This is a genomic window from Prevotella sp. SGI.167 (assembly GCF_050313615.1).
In the GTDB taxonomy this organism is placed as follows: domain Bacteria; phylum Bacteroidota; class Bacteroidia; order Bacteroidales; family Bacteroidaceae; genus Prevotella.
In genome coordinates, this window is sequence record NZ_JBNPLT010000001.1 from 181,037 (window position 1) to 202,646 (window position 21,610).

Annotated in this window: 16 protein-coding genes and 1 tRNA gene; 12 read left to right on the forward strand and 5 right to left on the reverse strand. The window is 42.8% G+C overall.

Translation table 11 applies throughout. The annotated features are described in order from the left end of the window. Positions 1-245: 245 nt before the first annotated feature. Complete coding sequence (gene dinB / locus ACQRBJ_RS00720; protein ID WP_294970689.1) at positions 246-1,367, forward strand: DNA polymerase IV; 1,122 nt, start codon at positions 246-248, stop codon at positions 1,365-1,367. A 374-nt stretch (positions 1,368-1,741) separates the two neighbouring features. On the opposite strand, the gene ACQRBJ_RS00725 is transcribed toward dinB, so the two are convergent. Beyond that, positions 1,742-4,543, reverse strand: a complete 2,802-nt coding sequence (locus tag ACQRBJ_RS00725; protein WP_445302627.1) for a substrate-binding domain-containing protein — start codon at positions 4,541-4,543, stop codon at positions 1,742-1,744. A gap of 261 nt (positions 4,544-4,804) precedes the next feature. On the opposite strand from ACQRBJ_RS00725, the gene ACQRBJ_RS00730 reads away from it, so the two are divergent. Beyond that, a complete protein-coding gene (locus ACQRBJ_RS00730; RefSeq protein ID WP_153124573.1) occupies positions 4,805-6,223 on the forward strand; it encodes an aspartate ammonia-lyase in 1,419 nt (472 codons plus the stop codon). 116 nt (positions 6,224-6,339) lie between these two features. Here ACQRBJ_RS00730 and ACQRBJ_RS00735 read toward each other — a convergent pair whose 3' ends face one another. Continuing rightward, positions 6,340-7,185 (reverse strand): helix-turn-helix domain-containing protein, encoded by an 846-nt coding sequence (locus ACQRBJ_RS00735; RefSeq protein ID WP_445302628.1) that lies wholly within the window; start codon positions 7,183-7,185, stop codon positions 6,340-6,342. 269 nt (positions 7,186-7,454) lie between these two features. Next, positions 7,455-7,528 (reverse strand) — tRNA-Met (locus tag ACQRBJ_RS00740). A 258-nt stretch (positions 7,529-7,786) separates the two neighbouring features. On the opposite strand from ACQRBJ_RS00740, the gene ACQRBJ_RS00745 reads away from it, so the two are divergent. The 9 genes from ACQRBJ_RS00745 (at position 7,787) to ACQRBJ_RS00785 (ending at position 18,003) form a co-directional block, all read left to right on the forward strand. Then, on the forward strand, positions 7,787-9,679 hold the full coding sequence (locus ACQRBJ_RS00745; protein ID WP_445302629.1) for an LptF/LptG family permease: 1,893 nt from the start codon (positions 7,787-7,789) through the stop codon (positions 9,677-9,679). Between the two features lie 21 nt (positions 9,680-9,700). Next, the gene (locus ACQRBJ_RS00750) at positions 9,701-10,912 is read left to right on the forward strand and encodes a bifunctional 3,4-dihydroxy-2-butanone-4-phosphate synthase/GTP cyclohydrolase II (RefSeq protein WP_153124579.1); all 1,212 of its coding nucleotides are present in this window, start codon (positions 9,701-9,703) and stop codon (positions 10,910-10,912) included. Between the two features lie 113 nt (positions 10,913-11,025). Further along, entirely contained in the window at positions 11,026-12,219 is a 1,194-nt protein-coding gene (locus ACQRBJ_RS00755; protein WP_445302630.1) for a pyridoxal phosphate-dependent aminotransferase, read from the forward strand. Positions 12,220-12,470: 251 nt separating this feature from the next. Further along, positions 12,471-13,307 carry a MotA/TolQ/ExbB proton channel family protein gene (locus ACQRBJ_RS00760; RefSeq protein ID WP_294970700.1) on the forward strand — a complete coding sequence of 279 codons (837 nt, stop codon included), beginning with the start codon at positions 12,471-12,473 and terminating at the stop codon, positions 13,305-13,307. Positions 13,308-13,337: 30 nt separating this feature from the next. Beyond that, entirely contained in the window at positions 13,338-13,982 is a 645-nt protein-coding gene (locus ACQRBJ_RS00765; RefSeq protein ID WP_294970702.1) for an ExbD/TolR family protein, read from the forward strand. Beyond that, the gene (locus ACQRBJ_RS00770) at positions 13,983-14,630 is read left to right on the forward strand and encodes an ExbD/TolR family protein (protein ID WP_293630521.1); all 648 of its coding nucleotides are present in this window, start codon (positions 13,983-13,985) and stop codon (positions 14,628-14,630) included. Positions 14,631-14,663: 33 nt separating this feature from the next. Beyond that, positions 14,664-15,512 carry an energy transducer TonB gene (locus ACQRBJ_RS00775; RefSeq protein ID WP_294970704.1) on the forward strand — a complete coding sequence of 283 codons (849 nt, stop codon included), beginning with the start codon at positions 14,664-14,666 and terminating at the stop codon, positions 15,510-15,512. Between the two features lie 4 nt (positions 15,513-15,516). After that, complete coding sequence (locus ACQRBJ_RS00780) at positions 15,517-16,476, forward strand: PstS family phosphate ABC transporter substrate-binding protein (protein ID WP_445302631.1); 960 nt, start codon at positions 15,517-15,519, stop codon at positions 16,474-16,476. A gap of 108 nt (positions 16,477-16,584) precedes the next feature. Continuing rightward, positions 16,585-18,003 (forward strand): tetratricopeptide repeat protein, encoded by a 1,419-nt coding sequence (locus ACQRBJ_RS00785; protein WP_445302632.1) that lies wholly within the window; start codon positions 16,585-16,587, stop codon positions 18,001-18,003. Positions 18,004-18,265: 262 nt separating this feature from the next. On the opposite strand, the gene ACQRBJ_RS00790 is transcribed toward ACQRBJ_RS00785, so the two are convergent. Next, entirely contained in the window at positions 18,266-18,433 is a 168-nt protein-coding gene (locus tag ACQRBJ_RS00790; RefSeq protein WP_006849139.1) for a 4Fe-4S binding protein, read from the reverse strand. A 197-nt stretch (positions 18,434-18,630) separates the two neighbouring features. On the opposite strand from ACQRBJ_RS00790, the gene ACQRBJ_RS00795 reads away from it, so the two are divergent. Next, entirely contained in the window at positions 18,631-19,377 is a 747-nt protein-coding gene (locus tag ACQRBJ_RS00795; protein ID WP_218416888.1) for a type IX secretion/gliding motility protein PorT/SprT, read from the forward strand. A gap of 91 nt (positions 19,378-19,468) precedes the next feature. On the opposite strand, the gene ACQRBJ_RS00800 is transcribed toward ACQRBJ_RS00795, so the two are convergent. Next, positions 19,469-21,607 carry a family 43 glycosylhydrolase gene (locus ACQRBJ_RS00800; protein WP_445302633.1) on the reverse strand — a complete coding sequence of 713 codons (2,139 nt, stop codon included), beginning with the start codon at positions 21,605-21,607 and terminating at the stop codon, positions 19,469-19,471. Positions 21,608-21,610: the final 3 nt, after the last annotated feature.

Genomic DNA, 21,610 nt, shown 5'->3' on the forward strand with positions numbered 1-21,610 from the left:
ATACTTTAAATGTTTAATTTGTTAGCGTTATTTTTTATTTCTGCTGCAAAATTAAATAATAGTATCATCAAAGGCTTTAAAATTCATATCATTAAATAAAAAAACGTTCATTGTAACATAATTACTAGCTGATGAACGATTATTATCAAGAACAAGAAGAAAGATTTGCATAAAAAAGAAATAATTCGTAATTTTGCAGATACATAAAACAGGCTTTTAATAAAAAGAGTATAATATATCAAACAATGACTGAGCGAAAGATCATACATATCGACATGGATGCCTTCTTTGCAGCTGTAGAGCAAAGAGACAATCCGGAACTTCGGGGCAAACCGGTAGCGGTGGGCTTCGACGGACCTCGCGGTGTGGTTTCTACAGCCAGCTATGAAGCTCGAAAATGGGGCGTTCACTCGGCGCAATCCATCGCTCAAGCCAAGCAGCGCTGTCCAGATCTCATCATCGTGCCGTGCCGGCATTCTTATTATGCAGAAATATCTCATCAGATACATCAGATATTCCAGGAATACACCGATCTCATTGAACCCATCTCCATTGATGAAGCCTTTCTGGATGTCACTCACAACAAGAAAGGGATAGAACTGGCGGTTGACATCGCCAGGGAAATCAAGACTCGCATCAAGGAAACAACCGGGCTCACCGCCTCGGCAGGAATCAGCTACTGCAAATTTCTAGCCAAAGTGGCATCCGATTACCGGAAACCCGATGGAATCTGTACCATTCATCCCGATAAGGCACTCGATTTTATCGCCAAACTTCCGGTAGAGGATTTCTGGGGCGTTGGCAAGAAAACCCTTCAGAAGATGCACTTCATGGGCATCTATAACGGTGATGACTTGAGGAAAGTGTCCGAAGAACATCTTGTTGAAGTATTCGGGAAAGCCGGACACATCTTCTACAATTTTGCCAGAGGAATAGACGAACGCCCCGTCATCACCTATCGGGAACGCAAATCGGTAGGCTGCGAGCAGACCTTCCTGGAAGACATCTATACCAAATCGGCGGTAGTTATCGAACTATATCACGCAGTTCTTGAACTAGCAGGACGTATCGAGAAGAGTGGATTCGAAGGGAGAACCTTAACCTTAAAAATAAAGTTTGCCGATTTCACTCAGATTACCCGCAGCATTTCACAAGAAAAGATTCTGAAAAAGAAGGAAGACATCCTGCCCCTGGCGAAGCGTTTACTGCAACAGGTAGATTACTCTTCAATCCATCCCATCCGTCTTATCGGTCTATCCGTAAGCAATGCTACATCCGAAGAAGCAAGGATGGAGGATAAAGAAAACAGTACACAAAAGCCTGAATACAAAGAGCTTGAACTGGAGTTTAAGGATTGGGAGAGATAAAAAGAAAGCAGCTGACGGCATTTTTGCCCCAGCTGCTTTTCCTGATTTTACTCTATTTCCCAAAACTAACTTTTTACCTTAAAGAAAACTACTTACCGCTTGAAACTCAATCTTATAACCTAAAAACATAAACCTATAAAATGCAACAACTAATGCACGAAACAATTATTTAACTTTTAAACTCTGGTGCAAAAGTACAAAGTTTTTTCGAAACCCTTGGACAATTATCGTTCAAACAGTGACAAAAATGATACAATTTCCCCTTTATGTTAAAAAATGAACGATTTTTATCCTTCTTATCGCATTTTTTACATCAATTCTACTATATTTTTAGAAAATAAGTATTGTTTCCTCATAAATAAATTTCCGACAGCTTAATTATTTCCAACGTCGCCCGGCAATATTCCGTATTCTTCTTTGAAACATTTCGTGAAGTAAGAAGGCGCAGAAAAACCGACATCGTAAGCAACCTCAGAAACACTCATACTGCGAGTTTCGAGCAAACGCTTAGCCTTAGCCAAACGAGCCTTACGGAGCAAGTCAACGACAGAAGAACCCGTCATCGCCTTCACCTTACGATAAAGCTGAACTCTACTCAAGCCTATCTGCTTACCGATATCCTCTACACTGAACTCACTATCCGAAAGATTCTGCTGAATGATAGCATGAAGTTGCTTGAGGAACTGCTTATCACGATCTTCAAGATGAGATTCTGCAATCTCCTGCTCTGCCTCTTGAGAACCTTGGAACAGTTTCTTCAGAAGCTTTCGCTGCTTCAACAGGTTTTCAATACGAGCAAGGAGTACCTTACTGTGGAATGGTTTTGTTATATAAGAATCGGCACCATGTTCATAACCCTCGGCACGATGTTCCTCCAGATTCTTGGCGGTAAGCATGATTACAGGAATATGAGAGGTTGCCGTTATCGTCTTCAATTTTTCTGTGAACTCCAAGCCATCCATCACAGGCATCATCACATCGCAAATCACCAAATCAGGAACTTCCTTTTTGGCTATCTCCAATCCTTCCTTACCATCTACTGCTTCCATAACGATATAATCATCCTGCAAGAGTGTATGCTCATACTGGCGAATATCATTGTTATCATCTATGACTAAGATAGTAGGTTTATTGGTTGTCTCGCTAACCAATTGCTGAACTTTTCCACTTTTACGTTCTCCATCGTCGATATATTGCAAAACGGACTCGTTTATCACATGATTATTACCTGACAGAGAGTTACTTACAGAGTTATCCACATTTACCACATCAGTGTGGATAACTTGTGAATCTCCCTCCTGCTGGCGCGGAATCACCACGACAAAATCGGAACCCTTACCAAGCTCGCTCTCAACCCAAGCCTCACCATGATGCAGTTCCACAAAGGATTTGACCAATGCCAAACCGATACCAGTACCACTGGCTGCCCCTTTAGCCTGGAAGAATCGTTCGAAAATCATAGTTGCTTCATCTTGAGAAATCCCCTTACCAGTATCCCGAACATCAAGGCGCAGCTTTTCATTTTCGTCCTTTAAAGAAACGAAGATATCACCGCCTGCAGGGGTATATTTCAAGGCATTACTCAAGAGATTGAAAACTACACGGGCAATCTTCTCCTTATCTGCAATCACCTCGTGACTACCCGAAAAATCTGCCATATCCAAATGGAGCTTGATACGTTTGCGTTCGGCTGTGAGCTGGAAATCCCCCACCCATATCTCTAGAGCCTTCACGATATCAAAACGATAGAGCTCTAAATCCATTTTACCATTCTGTATCTTGCGGAAATCAAGAATACTGCTCACCAACTGCTGTAGGGCAACGGCATTTCGCTGTACCATCTTTAACAGTTCGCGACTTTTTCCCTTGATTCCACTATCCTCTAAAAGCATCTCTACAGGATCAGCTATCAAGGTTAATGGAGTTCGAAGCTCATGACTGATATTCGTAAAGAACACCAGACGGGAATTAGTCAGCTCCAAAACCTCCTCATTCAATCGCTTCAGCTCGCTGTTCTTATCTTCCAATTCCTCATTCACTCTCTTCAATTCCCCATTGGTCTTAGCCAATTCCTCGTTCAGCTTCACCTTGACTACATAACCCCGGAATATCATAGCAGCAGCAGCAATACATACCAGAAGGAATAGAGCCAAACCTATCAGCATGATTTTCTGAGAGTTATAATCAGCAAGGTATCGGTCCACCTGCTTATGCAACAGCTTCAGATTATGCGCCTGACGCTCAGCATCTCTAGCCTCCATCAGGGTGAGTTCGGCATTTGCCCGAGTAATGATAGAGGTGCTCAGATAGTTGTCCCTCTTATATGGCTGGTGTTTTAAGATCTTCATAGCCAAGGCTATAACTTCATCTCCCTTGGTTGGATAAAGATAAGATGCCTCAAAGATGCCATCACGTACCAACTCCAAACCACCACCTTCGGTAGCCATGCCGTCTACTCCGGTATACTTATAGTTACGCTTTACCCTCATCTGTCGGGCAGCCACATAAGCTCCCCAGGCAAGACAGTCATTATGGGCAAAGACATAATCAAAGTCCTGTGTCTGTTTCAATATGCGTTTCATCGCCTGGATTCCACCCTCTTCTTTCCAGTTTCCTTCCTCCGAGGCTACAACCTGTAACCCAGGATAAGGCTTGATAGCATCCATAAAACCACGATGACGCTCCAAAGCAGGCGAAGAACCCTCCAAACCGCTGATTTCAACGATGCGGCCCTTTCCCTGAAGCTGCTGGGCGATAAAAGTTCCCATCGATTTACCAATCGTATAGTTATCGCAGCCGATAAATGCCGTATACTTATCAGAATTGGTCTTCCTGTCATAGAGAATCACAGGAATACCTTTATCGTAAGCACGCTCTACCGACTTGGATATAGCACTCAGCTGATTAGGAGATACGATAAGCAGATCTACGCCCTCATCGATAAACTGGTTAACTTGCTTATTCTGCAACACATTATCATCGTTGGAAGAAGCAAGCTTCACGATAATGGAATCGTTGAGATATTCACCCATCTTCAGCTCGTCATTGAGTTTATCACGCCAAATGTCCTCAGAACATTGTGATACACCAATGACAAACTTCTTTGGCTGCTGATGACAACCGGTCAGCAACATCCCAAACACTATATATATATAAAGGTATAGATATCGTTTCATACTTACTTATCTATCTATTTTTGACATTTAAAAGATTGTTCACCTTGAAAAAATCTAAAAATAAGACTTTCCGGTGCAAATTTACATTTTTTTTTTGAAATTATTTACTTTTGGTTCGTTTTTTACAAATTCTGGTTCATTTTTTATAAATGAAATATACAAAAAACATCGTATCTTTGCAGCGGATAAAGGAAACTACTCCTTCTTCAGAAAAACAAGAATAGTAATAACAAGAATATTAACATCAAAACTGACAATATTATGGCTGAAGAGAAAAAATTTAGAGTAGAGTCTGACCTTTTAGGTGAACTCAAAGTTCCTGCTGGAGCACTTTATGGTATACAAACACAGCGCGGTATCAATAACTATCACATCTCACGCAAGACAATGTGCAGCTATCCTGACTTCATCATCGCTATCGCTTACGTGAAGTTGGCTGCTATCGAGACAAACCATACTCTCGGTGTTATCAATGATGAAATTTCAGGTGCAATCTCTCAGGCTTGCCGAGAAATCATCGAAGGCAAGTGGCACGAGAACTTCCCTATCGACATGGTACAGGGTGGTGCTGGTACATCTGTCAACATGAACGCCAACGAGGTAATCGCTAACCGTGCCCTCGAGATTATGGGTCACGAGAAGGCTGATTATCAGTTCTGCTCCCCTAACGACCATTGCAACTGCGGTCAGAGCACCAACGACGTTTACCCAACTTCTATCCGCCTGGCTTTGATTCGCATGAATACCCATCTGGTAGGTGCCTTGACTGGTTTGATCAGCGCATTCCGCTATAAGGCAGACGAATATGCAGACGTTATCAAGATGGGACGTACCCAGTTACAGGATGCTGTTCCTATGTCTTTCGGTCAAGAGTTCAATGCTTATGCCAACAACCTGGAGGAGGAAATCCTCAATTTGGAGCGTAACGTGAAACTCTTACACGAAATCAATATGGGTGGTACAGCCATCGGTACAGGTCTGAACGCTGTTCCTGGCTTCGCTAAGCTCTGCGCAGCTAACCTCAGCAAACTGACAGGCGAAAACTTCGAGACAGCAACCGACCTGGTAGAGGCTACACCTGATACAGGTGCTTACGTAAGCTACTCTTCTGCTTTGAAGCGCTTGGCTATCAAGTTGTCAAAGATTTGCAACGACCTCCGTCTGATGGCTTCCGGTCCTCGTTGCGGCTTGAATGAAATCAACCTTCCTCCTAAGGCACCAGGTTCTTCTATCATGCCAGGTAAGGTAAACCCAGTTATCCCTGAGGTAACTAACCAGGTTTGCTTCAAGGTAATCGGTAACGATGCTACCGTAAGCTTCGCAGCAGAGGCAGGACAGTTGGAGCTGAACGTAATGGAGCCAATCATCACAGAGAGCCTCTTCGAGAGCTTGACATGGTTGAAGAATGCTATCGAGACTTTGACATCTGAGTGTATCCTCGGCATCACAGTCAATAAGGAGCGTTGCTACGAAATGGTAAAGAACAGTATCGGTATCGTTACTGCCCTCAATCCTATCATCGGTTACAAGAAGAGTTCTAAGGTAGCTAAGGAAGCTCACGCAACCGGACGTTCGGTATACGATATCGTCATCGAGCAGGGCATTCTGAGCAAGGAAGAGCTTGACAAGGCGCTCGATCCTAAGGAGATGTTGCAGTCACACAAGTTTACGCTGAAATAAATTTTTCCATAACCAAGTCAGCTGATTAGTTGACAATACAAAAACCTGTAAGCGTATTCCTTTTTGGGAATAATGCTTACAGGCTATTTTTATGCTATCATTCTAACATTTACTCTTTATAATTGATTACGATACGCTAACGGGGTCATCCCGGCACGAATCTTAAAGAAATTCGTCATCGCACTCTGATCGCAGAAATTCAGATAGGTAGATATCTCTCCCAGCGACATATCCGTCTGGTGCAAGAGATTACATATCTCCTTGTAAAGTAAGGAAGAGATATGATCATTCACCGTAATACCAGAGATCTCCTTTATCATTCTTGAAAGATAAGGAGCAGAAACATTCAACTTATCAGCATAAAAGCGAATCTGACGTTCTGTTCTGAAATGTCGATACAAAAGATGCAGAAATATCTCATAAACATCTTTCTTATGCTTCAAATCACGGGTGATGGTAACATTCTCGTAAGGTAATTCTGATACCAAAAGCTTTAAAACATTTACCATCGACTGTATCATCTCCACCTTATTGATATGTTGCTGACGCACAATGTCGCCAATCATGTGGAAGATATCAAGTGCAGACTTCAGTTTGTCATCAGATAACTGATACACAACATCGGCCGCAATCTCCTCGTCCACAAAGATGATTTCGGCCTCAAAATCATCAGACATATCAGAAAAAGTAACGATATGCTTGGGTGATACGACCAGCAATTCGCTGGCCGAAAGCATTCTGTCGGATTTTTCCGTTTCAACCCCATGCTGAAGAATACCCATTCTGATACTTCCCCTATTCACCAACATCAGTTTAGTGAACAAGGTGCGCTCTAGAGCCATCTCTATAAAATCCTTTTCGCATAAATCGTCTATATGAATGTGTGAGGCATAAGCCCCATATATGCTTTCAAGATGGTGTCGAGCAGCAAACTCCTTTAAATTATATACTTGCTGCTTCATTAGACTCATATTTTTAGTTGGGCACAAATTTACTATTTTATTTTGAAAAGGACAATAGAAAAAGGGATAAAAAATGTGAAGAACTTGATATCCGAATGTTATCAACAATAGTTTTCTAACCAAATATCTGCTGAATATCAAAAAGTTAAGATAGTTATCCACACTTATCAACATCCTGTTGATAACTTTTATAAAGACATTTGTGGAAAAGTACAGAAAAGTTCAGAGCATAAAAAAGACACTAACTAAAAAGTTAGTGTCTCATGAAGTAGCGGGAGGGGGCCACGATCCCTCGACCTCCGGATTATGAATCCGACGCTCTAACCAGCTGAGCTATCCCGCCATCCTTACAAGTCATTTCTGATTTGCGGGTGCAAAGGTAATACATTTATTTGAATTGAACAAATTTTTTCGAAGAAATTTTCAAAAAAAAATGTTTTTTCTTATTTCACATCGCATTCATCACCTTTTTTCACCTATTATTAATATAAAAAAACGAAAAATGAAGAGATTCTTATTTTTTTGTGTTACCTTTGCACTCTGAAATAGTATGCACTTCATTCCAATTCATGGATAAAGGCACAGAACAACAATTATAAAAATGCTTAGAATTAAAAAATTAGACATATTCATCGCCAAGCAATTTGGCCTGCTCTTCCTGGGAACCTTCTTCATCTGCCAGTTTGTGCTGATGATGCAGTTCTTGTGGAGATACATTGATGACTTGATCGGCAAAGGACTCACGATTGACGTCATGGCACAGTTCTTCTGGTACATGGGACTCATGCTGGTTCCACAGGCTTTGCCATTGGCAATCCTCCTCGCCTCGCTCATGACTTTCGGAAACCTGGGCGAAAGTTCAGAGCTTACAGCCATCAAGGCTGCCGGCATATCTTTGATGCAGGCGTTCCGGTCTCTCATCGTCATCACCTTCATCATCATGTTTGGCTCTTTCTATTTTCAGAACAACGTGGGGCCTGATTCCAACCAGAAACTTGCCCAACTGCTCATCTCCATGAAACAGAAGAGCCCGGAACTCGAAATTCCTGAAGGTATCTTCTATGATGGCATTCCTAACTGCAACCTCTATGTGCAGAAGAAAGACCTGAAGACAGGCAAACTCTACGGTATCATGATTTACCGTATGACCGACAGCTACGAAGATGCCGCCATCATCCTTGCCGACTCGGGTATGCTGCAAAGTACTGCAGAAAAAAAACACCTGGTGCTTAGTCTGTATAGCGGAGAATGGTTTGAGAATATGCAAAGCAGCGAATTGGGAAACAGTGCAGCTGTGCCTTATCGCCGAGAAACATTTGTATCCAAGAAAATCATTCTCGACTTTGACGGTGGCTTCAACTTGGCAGATGCTTCTTCTTTATCCAATAATGCAAAGGCAAAGAGTCTGTCCAAAATCAAACACGATGTAGACTCTATCAATCACACCTATGACTCCATCAGCAGAAGTTACCTGCAAGAATACAACGTCAGATACTACAATCTGGCACGACTTAACAACAAGGCTGATTCATTGAAGGCTATCAAGGAGGGTGACAAAGTCAACTTCGACACGATTTACAACAAACTGCCTAGCGACAGAAAGTTAATCGTAACCAACGATGCCTTGTCGACCGTACAGCAAGAGCTGTCGGATCTGGACTTCAAGTCGATGATGACCAGCGATGCCGACTATATTATCAGACAACACGATATCGAGGCAATCCGCAAGTTCACGCTCGCTCTCTCCTGCCTGATATTCTTCTTTATCGGTGCTCCATTAGGAGCCATCATCAGAAAGGGAGGATTGGGTATACCTGTCATCATCTCGGTATTGGTATTTATTGCCTTCTTCATCCTTGACAACACTGGATTCAGAATGGCACGAGGCGGAATGTGGGCAGTATGGTTCGGCATGGGACTTGCTCCTGCCGTTCTATCACCACTGGCAATCTTCGTGACTTACAAAGCCACCAACGATTCTGCCGTATTCAAGATAGAAGCATACCGCGATTTCTTCATGCATCTATTCGGCCTGCGAATGAAACGACACATCTTTGGTAAAGAAGTAATCATCGAAGACCCGGATTACCGGAAGGACGCAGAAGCTTTGGCACAAATCTCAAATGACATTACTATATATAATAAGGTGCATAGACTGAGAAGACTGCCAAACTTCATCAACGTATTCTTCAAGTACCAGCCAGACCATGAGATAGAACGTATCAGTAACGAACTGGAGAAAATCATTGAAGACCTCAGCAACACGAAGGACAAATATCTTCTCCATTCCATCAACCAATACCCTATCCTGTCTACCAAGGCACATACCCGACCATTCGAAAAGAAATGGCTCAACATCACTGCAGCCATTCTCTTCCCAATCGGAACGGGACTGTATCTGAGAATGTGGCGTTTCAGAATGCGACTGTATCGCGACCTGAAGCTCATTCTTCAGACCAACGACAACATCATTAGAAGAACAAAAGAAATGTAACTATAAAAAAGTATCACAAACATGGGAGAATATAAGTTAAACAGCATCGAAGATGCAATCAAGGATTTCAAGGAAGGTAAATTTGTCATTGTTGTAGATGACGAAGATCGCGAAAACGAAGGCGACCTCATCATCGCTGCAGAAAAGATAGACGCAGAAAAGGTAAACTTCATGCTCAAAAATGCAAGAGGCGTACTTTGCGCACCTATTACCCTCAGTAGATGCGACGAACTCGACCTGCCTCATCAGGTATCAGACAACACTTCCATGCTCGGTACTCCATTCACCGTAACCGTAGACAAGCTGGAGGGATGTACAACAGGAGTTTCTGCTCACGACCGCGCAGAGACCATCAAGGCGCTCGCTGATCCGGCATCAACCCCACAGACATTCGGCCGTCCTGGTCACATCAACCCACTCTATGCACAAGACAACGGTGTGTTGAGAAGAAGCGGACATACAGAAGCAGCCATTGACCTCTGCAGAATGGCAGGTCTCTACCCAGCAGGTGCACTCATGGAAATCATGAACGAAGATGGAACCATGGCACGACTTCCACAGTTGATGGAGATGGCAAAAGAATGGCACCTCAAGGTGATTTCCATTAAAGATATGATAGAATACCGCCTTAAGAAGGAATCACTCATCGAAGTGGGTGAAGAGGTGGATATGCCAACAGAATACGGCCACTTCCGCCTCATTCCTTTCCGTCAGGCTAGCAATGGACTCGAACACATGGCCCTTATCAAAGGCGAATGGAAGGAAGATGAACCTATCCTGGTTCGCGTTCATTCATCATGCGCTACCGGCGACATTCTGGGAAGCAAGCGATGCGATTGCGGACAGCAGCTGCACAAAGCTATGCAAGCCATCGAAAAAGCAGGCAAGGGTGTTGTTATCTATATGCAGCAGGAAGGACGAGGCATAGGACTCATGAACAAGATTGCCGCATATAAATTACAGGAAGAAGGATACGACACCGTAGACGCCAATACCCACCTTGGCTTCAAGCCAGACGAGCGCGACTACGGCTGCGGCGCACAGATGCTCCGCCACCTCGGCGTACACAAGATGAGATTGCTTACCAACAATCCCGTGAAACGTGTAGGACTGGAAGCATACGGCTTGGAAATTGTAGAAAACGTAGCTATCGAAGTAACACCAAACGAGTACAACGAACGTTATCTCAAGACCAAGAGAGACCGCATGGGGCACACTCTGCACCTCGGATAATGAAAATTATGTTATTATTTCGGTACAATACGTAAAATAATGCTCAATTTTCTTCCGAAAAAGAAATAATTTGCTTAATTTTGCAAACGATAAACAAATAGTAAAAAAGAATTATGGCACAATTATCTGATCGTTTAAACAGATTGGCACCATCAGCAACGCTGGCGATGTCACAGAAGAGTAGTGAAATGAAAGCTCAAGGTATTGATGTTATCAACATGAGCGTAGGTGAACCAGACTTCAACACTCCTGACAACATTAAACAGGCAGCAAAGAAAGCTATTGACGAGAATTTCTCCCGTTACTCACCAGTCCCTGGTTATCCAGACTTGCGAAAAGCAATTGTTGCCAAATTGAAAAACGAGAACGGCTTAGAATATACAACCAATGAGGTAATTGTAGGTACCGGCGGCAAGCAGTGTGTCTGCAACGCTGTCCTTGCTCTCGTTAATCCAGGCGACGAGGTTATCATCCCTGCTCCTTATTGGGTAAGCTACCCACAGATGGTAAAATTGGCAGGTGGTACACCTGTAATCGTAAACGCAGGATTCGACCAGGACTTCAAGATGACAGCGGAACAATTGGAAAATGCCATCACAGACAAAACCAAGATGCTCATCCTCTGCTCTCCAAGCAATCCTACTGGTAGCGTATATTCCAAGGAAGAATTGGCTGCATTGGCAGAAGTTCTCAGAAAGCACCCTGAGGTTTTCGTGTTGGCAGATGAAATCTACGAACACATTAATTATATAGGCAAGCACCACAGCATTGCTCAGGAACCAGGCATGAAGGAACAGGTCATCATTGCCAACGGTGTATCTAAAGCATACGCCATGACAGGATGGAGAATCGGTTTCCTGGCTGGTCCTGAATGGATCATCAAGGGCTGCAACAAGCTCCAGGGTCAATACACCAGTGGCACATGTTCTGTTAGCCAGAAGGCTGCAGAGGCTGCCTATACACTCGACCAGAGTGCAGTAGAAGAAATGCGCCAGGCATTTGAGCGCCGTCGCAATCTGATTGTAAAATTGGCAAAGGAAGTACCAGGACTCGAAGTCAACATGCCACAGGGAGCGTTCTATCTCTTCCCTAAGTGCAACAACTATTTCGGCAAGAGCAACGGTACTCACACCATCAATAATTCTACAGACTTCGCCATGTATCTCTTGGAAGAGGCACATGTTGCTACTGTAGGCGGTGATGCATTTGGAGACCCAGACTGTTTCCGCATGAGTTATGCTACTAGCGATGAGAACATCGTTGAAGCAATCCGACGCATCAAGGAAGCTTTGGCTAAGCTCAAGTAAGAAGTGCAAAAAAACGTCCAAATATTGGCAATTTTGTAAGAAAAAAGCGAGATATTGACAAAAAATGCGTCAATATCTCGTTAAAACTTCTTAATTAGGGTGATAGTTAACCAATAATTATTATCTTTGCCATTGGAATTTGAATAACCGACTGTGTTTCGTGACAACAACACATACAAGGTCTACAAAGCAACCAAGGAAACAAGAAAATATTAATAATTTATTAACTAATAATTTAAAAAAGTAAAATTATGGCAACTACAAAACAAGCAGCCCCAGCTAAGAAGTCTGAGGGCTTTCAGGGAGTAAGAGGCGCATTCTGGATCATCGTGGTTTGTGCTATCATCGCATTCACATTGTTCTTCACATGGTTCGGAAACGACATGCACTTCCAGGATCCAGGCATCCAGGATCACCCAGCAGACATTTGGGGTACAATTTACAAGGGTGGTGTTATCGTACCAGTTATCCACACTTTGTTGCTCACAGTGTTGGCTATGACAATCGAGCGTTGGTTGGCTCTTAAGACCGCTACAGGTACAGGTGCTCTTCCTAAGTTCGTTGCAAACATCAAGGCAGCTTTGAGCGCTAACGATTTCGCTAAGGCTGAGCAGCTCTGCAACAAGCAGCGCGGTACAGTAGCTAACGTTGTTTTGGCTTCTTTGAACGCTTACAAGTCTATGGAGTCTGGTGCTAACGCATCTTTGAAGAAGGCTCAGAAGGTAGCTAAGATCCAGCAGGCTCACGAGGAGGCAACTCAGTTGGAGATGCCAACTTTGACAATGAACTTGCCTATCATCGCTACAATCGTAACTCTCGGTACATTGACAGGTCTTCTCGGTACTGTAACCGGTATGATCAAGTCATTCCAGGCCATGGGTGAAGGTGGTGGCGCTGACTCAGCAGCACTTTCTGTAGGTATTTCTGAGGCGTTGATCAACACCGCATTCGGTATTTTGACATCTTGGTGTGCTGTAGTATCTTACAACACATTTACAAACAAGGTTGATAAGTTGACATACGCACTCGACGAGGTAGGTTACTCAATTGCTCAGACATACGAAGCTAACCACGCAGAAGAGGCTTAATTTTTGCTAACCCTTTAAAATTTTATCGCTATGGGTAAAGTAAAAATTAAGAAGAGTGACGTCTGGATCGATATGACTCCTATGTCAGACGTTATGACCCTGTTGCTTACCTTCTTCATGCTCACTTCTACATTCGTAAAGAATGAGCCTGTAAAGGTTAACACACCAGGATCTGTGTCTGAGATTAAGGTGCCAGAGAACGGCGTCTTGACTATCTTGGTAAGTCCTGAAAAGGACAAGGCTGGTAAACCAACCGGCGAGGGCCAAGTATTTATGAGTATTGATAATACCGATCAGTTGGGAGCAACACTGAGCACAATGACAGGCAACTTCGGCGTATCATTGACTCCTAAGCAGATTGAAACTTTCAAGAGCGAGGGTATGTTCGGTGTTTCTATGAGTGACATGAGCACTTACTTGTCTATGAACGCTGCAAAGCGTCCACAGTATCTCCAGACTAAGGGTATTCCTCTCGACAGTATCAAGGGTGGTATGAGCGAATTCCAGCAGTGGGTAGACGCTGCTCGTAACGTAAACGAGGACATCAAGATAGCCCTCAAGGCAGATGCTTCTACACCTTATAAAACAGTGAAGAGAGTGATGAACGAACTCCAGGACATGGATGAGAGTCATTACTATATGATTACACAGTTAAAACAACAGGGGGACGAATAAATGGCAAAGAAAGAAAGCAAACAAAAGAAAATGAATGTCCGCGTAGACTTTACGCCTATGGTGGATATGCTCATGCTTCTTATCACGTTCTTCATGCTGTGTACATCATTGAGCAAACCTCAGACAATGGAGCTGACTATGCCAAGTAATGATGACCAGCAACCAGAGGACAAGAGGAACGAGGCGAAAGCTTCTGAGACTATTACCCTCTATGTAACAGCTGACAACAAGATTTACTACGGTGCTGGTATCCCTCAATACAATGATCCTACATGGATCAAGGAAACTACATGGGGCAGCCAGGGAATCCGTAAGGTCTTGAGAGAGCACGCTACAGAGAATGGTACAAGACCAGTAGAAAGAATTTCGCTCGCTGTTAAGGAGTTGAACATGGATCGTCAGAAGAATCCTAAGCAGTATCCTGATAGCATCTATCAGAAGAAACTTAGTGATTTGAAGGCAGGTATTTTGAAGGATGGCAAGATTCCTACTCTTACCATCGTCATCAAGCCTACCGACAACGCTTCTTACAAGAATATGGTTGACGCTCTCGACGAAATGCAGATTTCAAACATTGGTACTTACGTCATCGATAAGATTAACGCAGACGACGAGAAACTTCTCAAGTCTAGAAACGTTAAGATGTAAGATGAGTAACAAACAATTTTAAACAAGAAAGAAATGGCAAAAATAGATCTTTACGATCCTAAATGGGTCGATATGGTTTTCGCCGGAAAGAACAAGGAGTATGGTGCATACCAGCTCCGTAAGGGTACTTCTGGTCGAAACATCAAGGCTCTTCTGATCTTGGTCATTGCTGCAGCTCTCGTGGGTGGATTCTTGGCTTGGAAAGTCATCGAACAGAAAAAGGCCGAAGAACAGCAGGCATATATGGAAGCTATGGAGTTGGCTAATCTCCAGAAGCAGGCTAAGAAGGAAGAAAAGAAGAAGGAGCAAGTGAAGCCAAAGATTGAACCAAAGAAGGAGATACCTGTGGCTCGCGAAACTCAGAAGTTTACTGCACCTGTCATCAAGAAGGATGAACTCGTAAAAGAGGAAAACCAGGTTAAGCAGATGGATAAACTGGACGATAAGGTAGCTGTAGGTTCTGAAGACAAGGAAGGTGTGAAGGACCGTACAGTGGAAGCTGTAAGAAGTGAGATTGCAGTAGCAGCCCCACCTCCACCACCAGCTCCAAAACCTGAGGTTGCAACTAAGGTCTTCGATGTTGTAGAGGAGATGCCTTCATTCCCTGGTGGAAATGCAGCTTTGATGTCTTACCTCAATAGCAATACAAAGTATCCTGTTGTAGCACAGGAAAATGGCGTACAGGGTCGTGTAATCATATCATTCGTGGTAGAGCGTGATGGTTCTATCTCTGATGTTAAGGTTGCACGCTCAGTTGACCCTTCACTCGACCGCGAGGCACAGCGTGTTGTTAAGAGCATGCCTAGATGGACTCCTGGTAAGCAGAATGGTCAGACTGTACGTGTTAAGTATACTGTACCAGTTGTATTTAGATTGCAGTAATAGAATGAAAAGAATATCTTATATTTATATAGGATTAACAGTACTATCAATGGCTTTCTTCTCGTCTTGCGGCGAGAAGAAAGCCAAAGATGGTAGAACTGACACTCCTACTTCAGGCACAATACAATTTGTGGCTGACGAAAGTTTGAGTCCTATCATTGAGGAAGAAAGGAGTCAATTTGAGTTTGAATTTCCAAAAGCCAAACTCAAAGCAAAATATACTGATGAAGTCACAGGACTTCAGATGATTAAAGATTTCAAAACAGCCCTATTATTCACAACAAGAAATTTGAAAGATAGTGAAATAGCATACTTGAAATCAAAAAGTAATGTTATTCCTTCTGTATTCCCTATCGGTTACGATGGTTTGGCATTCATTGTAAACAAGAACAATACGGATACTTGTATTACAGTAAATGAAATCAAGAACATCTTAACGGGAAAGGTTACAAAATGGAGTGATATTAGACCAGGCTCTAAAAGAGGTTATATCGAAGTCATTTTCGACAACACCCGATCAGCTACTACTAACTACGTGGTAGATTCTGTATTACATGGAGCTAAAATGGGAGCCAAAATCATGGCTGCCAAAACCAGTAAACAGGTGATTGACTTTGTTGATCAAAATCCTGGGTCTATTGGTGTGATTGGTTCTAATTGGTTAAATGATCGTAGAGATTCAACCAATACCACATTCAAAAAGAATATTCATGTCATGAGAGTATCCGTGAAAGATGAGGCAAAGCCTTCAAATAGCTGGCAACCTTATCAGGCATACTTGTTGGATGGAAGATATCCGTTCGTCAGAACTATATATGCTATTGTAGTAGACCCTCATAAGGCTTTGCCTTGGAGTTTTGCCAACTACATTTCCAACCCTAAAGGACAGCTTATTGTGTTCAAGTCGGGTTTACTGCCATACAGAGGTGACATCACTATAAGAACTGTTAACGTAAAACGGTAACAAGACAAGAAAAAGAAAGCGAAGAAAATATACGATAAAATTAAAATAAAACTTACTAACTGGAGTCAAAGCATGTTTTGATAAAGGAAAGTATTTAAAAATAGAATTATGAAAGCAGTTAAATATTTAGTAGCAGGTTTGCTCGTCATGGGTTTGGCAGCTCCTGCAATGGCTCAGGATGTGAACTATAAGGATGCACTTAAGCCAATTGAGACTACATTGAAAGCAGGCAACGTTGATGCTAAAGAATTTGCTAAGGAAGTTAAGGCCTATCAGAAGACCTTCAAAAAAGATCCTAAGGCTCTTGTTGCATTAGGTAATGCCCTTGTTATCAACAAGAAGTATACTGAAGGCAATGCAGTAGCAGATGCTGTTATCGCTAAATTCAAGAATTATGGTGATGCATATATCTTGAAAGGTGATATCTTCGCTATGCAGGACAACGGTGGTGAGGCTGCTAGCTGGTACAAGCAGTGTATGATTATGGATCCAAAGAATCCTCAGGGTTATATCAGCTATGCTCGTGTATACCAGAAGATTGACCCAAATGGTAGCGCAGAAGCTTTGCAGAAATTGAAGACAATCAATCCTGACTATCCTGTAGAGGCAGAGACTGGTCATACATTCTATGCTAATGGTAACTATGAGAAGGCTTATGAGAATTTCTCAAAAGCAAAACATAGCACCATGGAAGAGTATATCTTCTATGAATACTGCTTCACTGCTTACATTTTGAACAAGAAGGATGAGGCACTTCAGTTGTGCAAAGAAGGTATGCAGAAATATCCAAAGGATACAGCATTCCAGATTTTGGCAATGCGTGCAGCTGTAGATACACAGAACTTCGAGGATGCATTGAATTATGCAACAGCTATCATCAACAACGCTGATGTAAAGAAGAACTCTAGCATCTATTCATACTACGGTTTGGCCCTTGCTGGCAACAAGAAGTATGATCAGGCTTTGGAGCAGTACAACAAGGCATTGGAAATGAATAAGGAAGACGTTAAGCCTTACCAGTACATTTCTGAAACATACAAGGCTATGGGCAACGAAGATAAGGCTATCGAGTTCGCTCAGACTTATATGGAGAAGAACCCTAACGCTGCTCCTTCTGACTTCGTTAAGATGGCTGAAATTTACAATGCTAAAGCTCAGAAGGGTGGCGCAGATAAGGCTGTATGGGTAGACAAGGCTATCGGTGTTTACAACATCTTCGCTGAAAAGTATCCACAGATTAAGGCATACGCTGACTTGCAGGCTGCTAACATCGCATTCCAGAATGAGTTGGACGACAAGGCTCTTGAGAACTATGAAAAGGTAATCAAGGAACTCGAAAGCAAGCAGTATGATGAGGATGAAAAGGGTTACTTGATGCAGGCATACAAGAATGCTGGTTACATCTACTGGGGTTCTAAGAATGACTTAGACACTGCTAGACCATACTTCGAGAAGTTGATTAAGCTTGATCCTAACAACTCTCTTGCAAAGAAGGCTTTGGGTCTTGAAGAGGAAGCAGCTCAGTAACATGAAATTTCTCAAGAGAATTCTTTAACAGAAATCTTGATTAGAAAAAATATAAGGCGGTGAAGAACTTAGCTTCATCGCCTTTTTACGTACATTAAACAGCAACATATAATTGTATATACCTCTATAAGAACGAGAAACAGCCGTTTTTCTACATAAAGCAAGGATAAAGGGTGAATCAAAGTCCATATAAAAGAAAAGAGCGATTCCAGAGGAACCGCTCTCAATGTTTTATGTAACTAAAAGTATCTATCCTTAAAAATTAAGGAAGACTAATTGCCTCATTAGGGCAAACATCTGCGCAAGTACCACACTCTGTGCAGAGGTCTGGGTTGATAGAATACTTCTCGCCCTCAGAGATTGCACCTGATGGGCACTCATCGATACATGTACCGCAAGCGATACAATCGTCACCAATTACGTATGCCATAATTCTTAATGTTTTATAATGTTAATAATATGTATTCGCATCAATAGTTTAATACCTAATTTTGATGGTGCAAAGATAATAATATTTTCCGGAATACCTACAAATAGGTATAAGTTTTTTAAGAGAAAACTTCAATTTATACATAATCGAAATAGAGAACAAAGCAATAAGTAGACTACTTATCCGTTAATAATAATATGAAAAGATTGATAATGACCATATTAGCAGTCATGACTATAAGCATAGTAATCATGGCACAAGAAAGGACTGTAGAAAACCGTCCTTATACTGATTTGCGCCCATTCCATTTTGGCGTTATGGTTGGAACCCACTTCCAAGATTTAGAATTTACGAATACAGGACTAACTTCTTATATAGATGCAGATGGTAATGAGAAGGAATCCAATGTTACGGTAGATCAAGACAGATGGGATGCGGGATTTACGGTAGGAGTTTTGGGAGAATTCCGCCTAAACAGCCACTTCCAGTTTCGTATTGCTCCTGCCATGTACTTCGGTACGAGACATCTCACATTCCATAATCTGATGGAAAAAGATGGTATAGGAAATCCCATAGAAGAAAAGCAGGAAATGAAAACGGCATATATTTCTTCAGCTTTTAACCTCATTTTTGGCGCACAGAGATTTAACAATCATCGACCTTACATCATGGCAGGATTGAATCCGATGATCAATCTTAGCGGAAACAACGATGATTACATCAAACTGAAGAAGTCTGAAATGTTCCTCGAAATTGGTGCCGGATGCGATTTCTACCTACCATTCTTTAAGCTCAGACCAGAACTTAAGTTCATGTATGGATTAACAGACTCATACGACAAGAATTATATCAATAAAGTGAAAGACAAAAGCATGTTGCCTTATACGAAGGCGGCAAAAAGTGCTCATAGCAAGATGATTGCATTGACTTTCTATTTTGAATAGAACGTAAGAAAAATAAAACAAAAGATAAACAAGAAGAGCTTGACTCCTAGCCAAACGAGTCAAGCTCTTTTTATATATTTTCAAGAACAGATTACTCTACAATCTCCCACGAGAAGACACACCCATTTTTCATTCCTGCATCAGCACCCTGAAAATCAGCAGAGTAAGGACTACCATCCACAGGATTCTTGCCCACATAGCGTTGCGTTTTCAGAGAAAGAAGCATGCAGCGGTTATAAAGCATATCCTGCCATAAAAACTCCTCTGCCTTGGAAGAGTCGGAAGTCAGACGAACATCACCAGACAAACCAGCACCAGCAATATAAACATATCGTCCGTCAGCCGTCTTCAAAGCAATCTTTCCCTTACCTCTATCCTCCACAATAAACTTCACCTGATTTCTCATGTCCTTTCGGTTACCGGAACTATGCATCAATCCATGTCCGGTAGCATCCATCAGACTGGCATCAGCGAGATTAAAGAATCTTATGGTCTTGCCTATAGGCAGATTGGCTGTTCTGTCAGCCATCGGCTCCTCTACCTTGAAATCATCGAAATCAGCCACACCGCCATTCACATCCTTCTTATTGAAAGCATAAAGTGCCACACGTACCCCCTGGAAGGTCTTCAACTGATAAGGCGAAAGCATCTGCTCGCCGATATTCTCCCAGGTCTTGCCATCCAGAGAATAGGAATATTGCAACTGGCTCTTGTCATAATCACCCCAAAGGCGCAACCAAACTACCTTGCTTTTAGCCAACGGTTTCAACACTTCCTTGTTGGTATTCTGGTCATAACATCTCAAGTTCAACCCCTTATCCGTCTTGACAACGCCCAATGAAGCGTATGGCGTATTGATGGCACCCAAACCAGCCTCATCACCTACCTTCAAGCGGGATGCATCCAATTTAACAGAAGTATAAGAAACAGGTCCGATGGCACGCTGCGTCAATGTATTCTTTGCCCAAAGCAGTTGCTTGGCAGGCATGGAATGCAAACGGAGCCATCCCTTTCGCTCCTTATTCAGCGACCACATCTTGTCGTTCGGATTATGATTCCACTGCCAAACCGGCTTGAAAGTCTTGCCAGAGAAATCATCACATCTTTCGTATGGTGCCTGAGGTGCTTTTACCGCATCATTCGGTTTGAACCAGGTACGAGGCGAACGTCCCAGGTTCTTCTCCAATCCGAAATAAGGCCAGCCGTCAACCCAAGTGATAGGCGACAGGCATACGGTTCTGCCCACGGCATTGAAGTCTTGCATCGAAACGCCCCACCATTTCCCGTCAGGAGCCTGCACGATGCCACCCTGGTGAATCGTAGCACAGCCCAGGTTCAAGCCATTTGGTTGGTTGTTTTGGAATTTGAAGCCATCTTCCGGCAAAGGACGACCGATGCCCATGTTACCTACGCTCCATCCCGCAGCATAACCATACGATTCTCTCTCGCTGATTACGCAGGTTTCGTAAGGTCCCCAGATACTCTTGCTTCGGGCACACTGCATACGACCCATCGGCGAATAATCGGCAGAGAGGATGTAGTACATACCATTGATTTTATAAACATGATGTCCCTCACCCATCGCATTGCCTTCCGGAATCACCACCTTGCTGCTGCCCTCTACCGGACCACTCAAATCGGGCTTCAACTCCGTAACGGTCACGTTGCCATACTTGTGCACGGCATAAATCTTGCCATCCTCATCGAAGAGCACAGAGAGGTCGTAGATATCACCATTAACTTTATGATGCGTCCAAGGTCCCTTGGCGCTGTCCGAAATATACACCTGCAAACCATGTCCGTTGATGTTAGAGAAGATATAGAACTTGCCGTTATGATATCGGATGGCAGGCGCCCAGATACCCTGTCCGTAAGCCTCCTTGCCGTTTCTGAGATTGAAATCATCAGAATCATCGAATCGGTCGAAACAGTAGGAAGAAAATTCCCAATTCACAAGATCCTTGGAATGGAGAACCACCAGTCCCGGAACACTGTGCATCGTGGTACCCGCCAGATAGTAATCCTCCCCTACTCTGATAATATCAGGGTCAGAAAACTCATCATAAAACAAAGGGTTTGTAAAGGTACCATTACCATTATCAGCAGACCAAGACTTCCCTTTCAAAGTCTGTGTCAGAACATTCTTGGCTGCAGATTTTTTCTGCGCCGCAGCTCCCAAAGAACCGCTCAAAAAAGCGATGCAACAGGTTGCAAATAATAATTTCTTCATTCT

Bases quoted from the DNA above. Each gene is read 5' to 3' on its own strand.
- dinB (WP_294970689.1), top strand. From the start codon at position 246: ATGACTGAGCGAAAGATCATACATATCGACATGGATGCCTTCTTTGCA.
- ACQRBJ_RS00725 (WP_445302627.1), bottom strand. From the start codon at position 4,543: ATGAAACGATATCTATACCTTTATATATATATAGTGTTTGGGATGTTG.
- ACQRBJ_RS00730 (WP_153124573.1), top strand. From the start codon at position 4,805: ATGGCTGAAGAGAAAAAATTTAGAGTAGAGTCTGACCTTTTAGGTGAA.
- ACQRBJ_RS00735 (WP_445302628.1), bottom strand. From the start codon at position 7,185: ATGAAGCAGCAAGTATATAATTTAAAGGAGTTTGCTGCTCGACACCAT.
- ACQRBJ_RS00745 (WP_445302629.1), top strand. From the start codon at position 7,787: ATGCTTAGAATTAAAAAATTAGACATATTCATCGCCAAGCAATTTGGC.
- ACQRBJ_RS00750 (WP_153124579.1), top strand. From the start codon at position 9,701: ATGGGAGAATATAAGTTAAACAGCATCGAAGATGCAATCAAGGATTTC.
- ACQRBJ_RS00755 (WP_445302630.1), top strand. From the start codon at position 11,026: ATGGCACAATTATCTGATCGTTTAAACAGATTGGCACCATCAGCAACG.
- ACQRBJ_RS00760 (WP_294970700.1), top strand. From the start codon at position 12,471: ATGGCAACTACAAAACAAGCAGCCCCAGCTAAGAAGTCTGAGGGCTTT.
- ACQRBJ_RS00765 (WP_294970702.1), top strand. From the start codon at position 13,338: ATGGGTAAAGTAAAAATTAAGAAGAGTGACGTCTGGATCGATATGACT.
- ACQRBJ_RS00770 (WP_293630521.1), top strand. From the start codon at position 13,983: ATGGCAAAGAAAGAAAGCAAACAAAAGAAAATGAATGTCCGCGTAGAC.
- ACQRBJ_RS00775 (WP_294970704.1), top strand. From the start codon at position 14,664: ATGGCAAAAATAGATCTTTACGATCCTAAATGGGTCGATATGGTTTTC.
- ACQRBJ_RS00780 (WP_445302631.1), top strand. From the start codon at position 15,517: ATGAAAAGAATATCTTATATTTATATAGGATTAACAGTACTATCAATG.
- ACQRBJ_RS00785 (WP_445302632.1), top strand. From the start codon at position 16,585: ATGAAAGCAGTTAAATATTTAGTAGCAGGTTTGCTCGTCATGGGTTTG.
- ACQRBJ_RS00790 (WP_006849139.1), bottom strand. From the start codon at position 18,433: ATGGCATACGTAATTGGTGACGATTGTATCGCTTGCGGTACATGTATC.
- ACQRBJ_RS00795 (WP_218416888.1), top strand. From the start codon at position 18,631: ATGAAAAGATTGATAATGACCATATTAGCAGTCATGACTATAAGCATA.
- ACQRBJ_RS00800 (WP_445302633.1), bottom strand. From the start codon at position 21,607: ATGAAGAAATTATTATTTGCAACCTGTTGCATCGCTTTTTTGAGCGGT.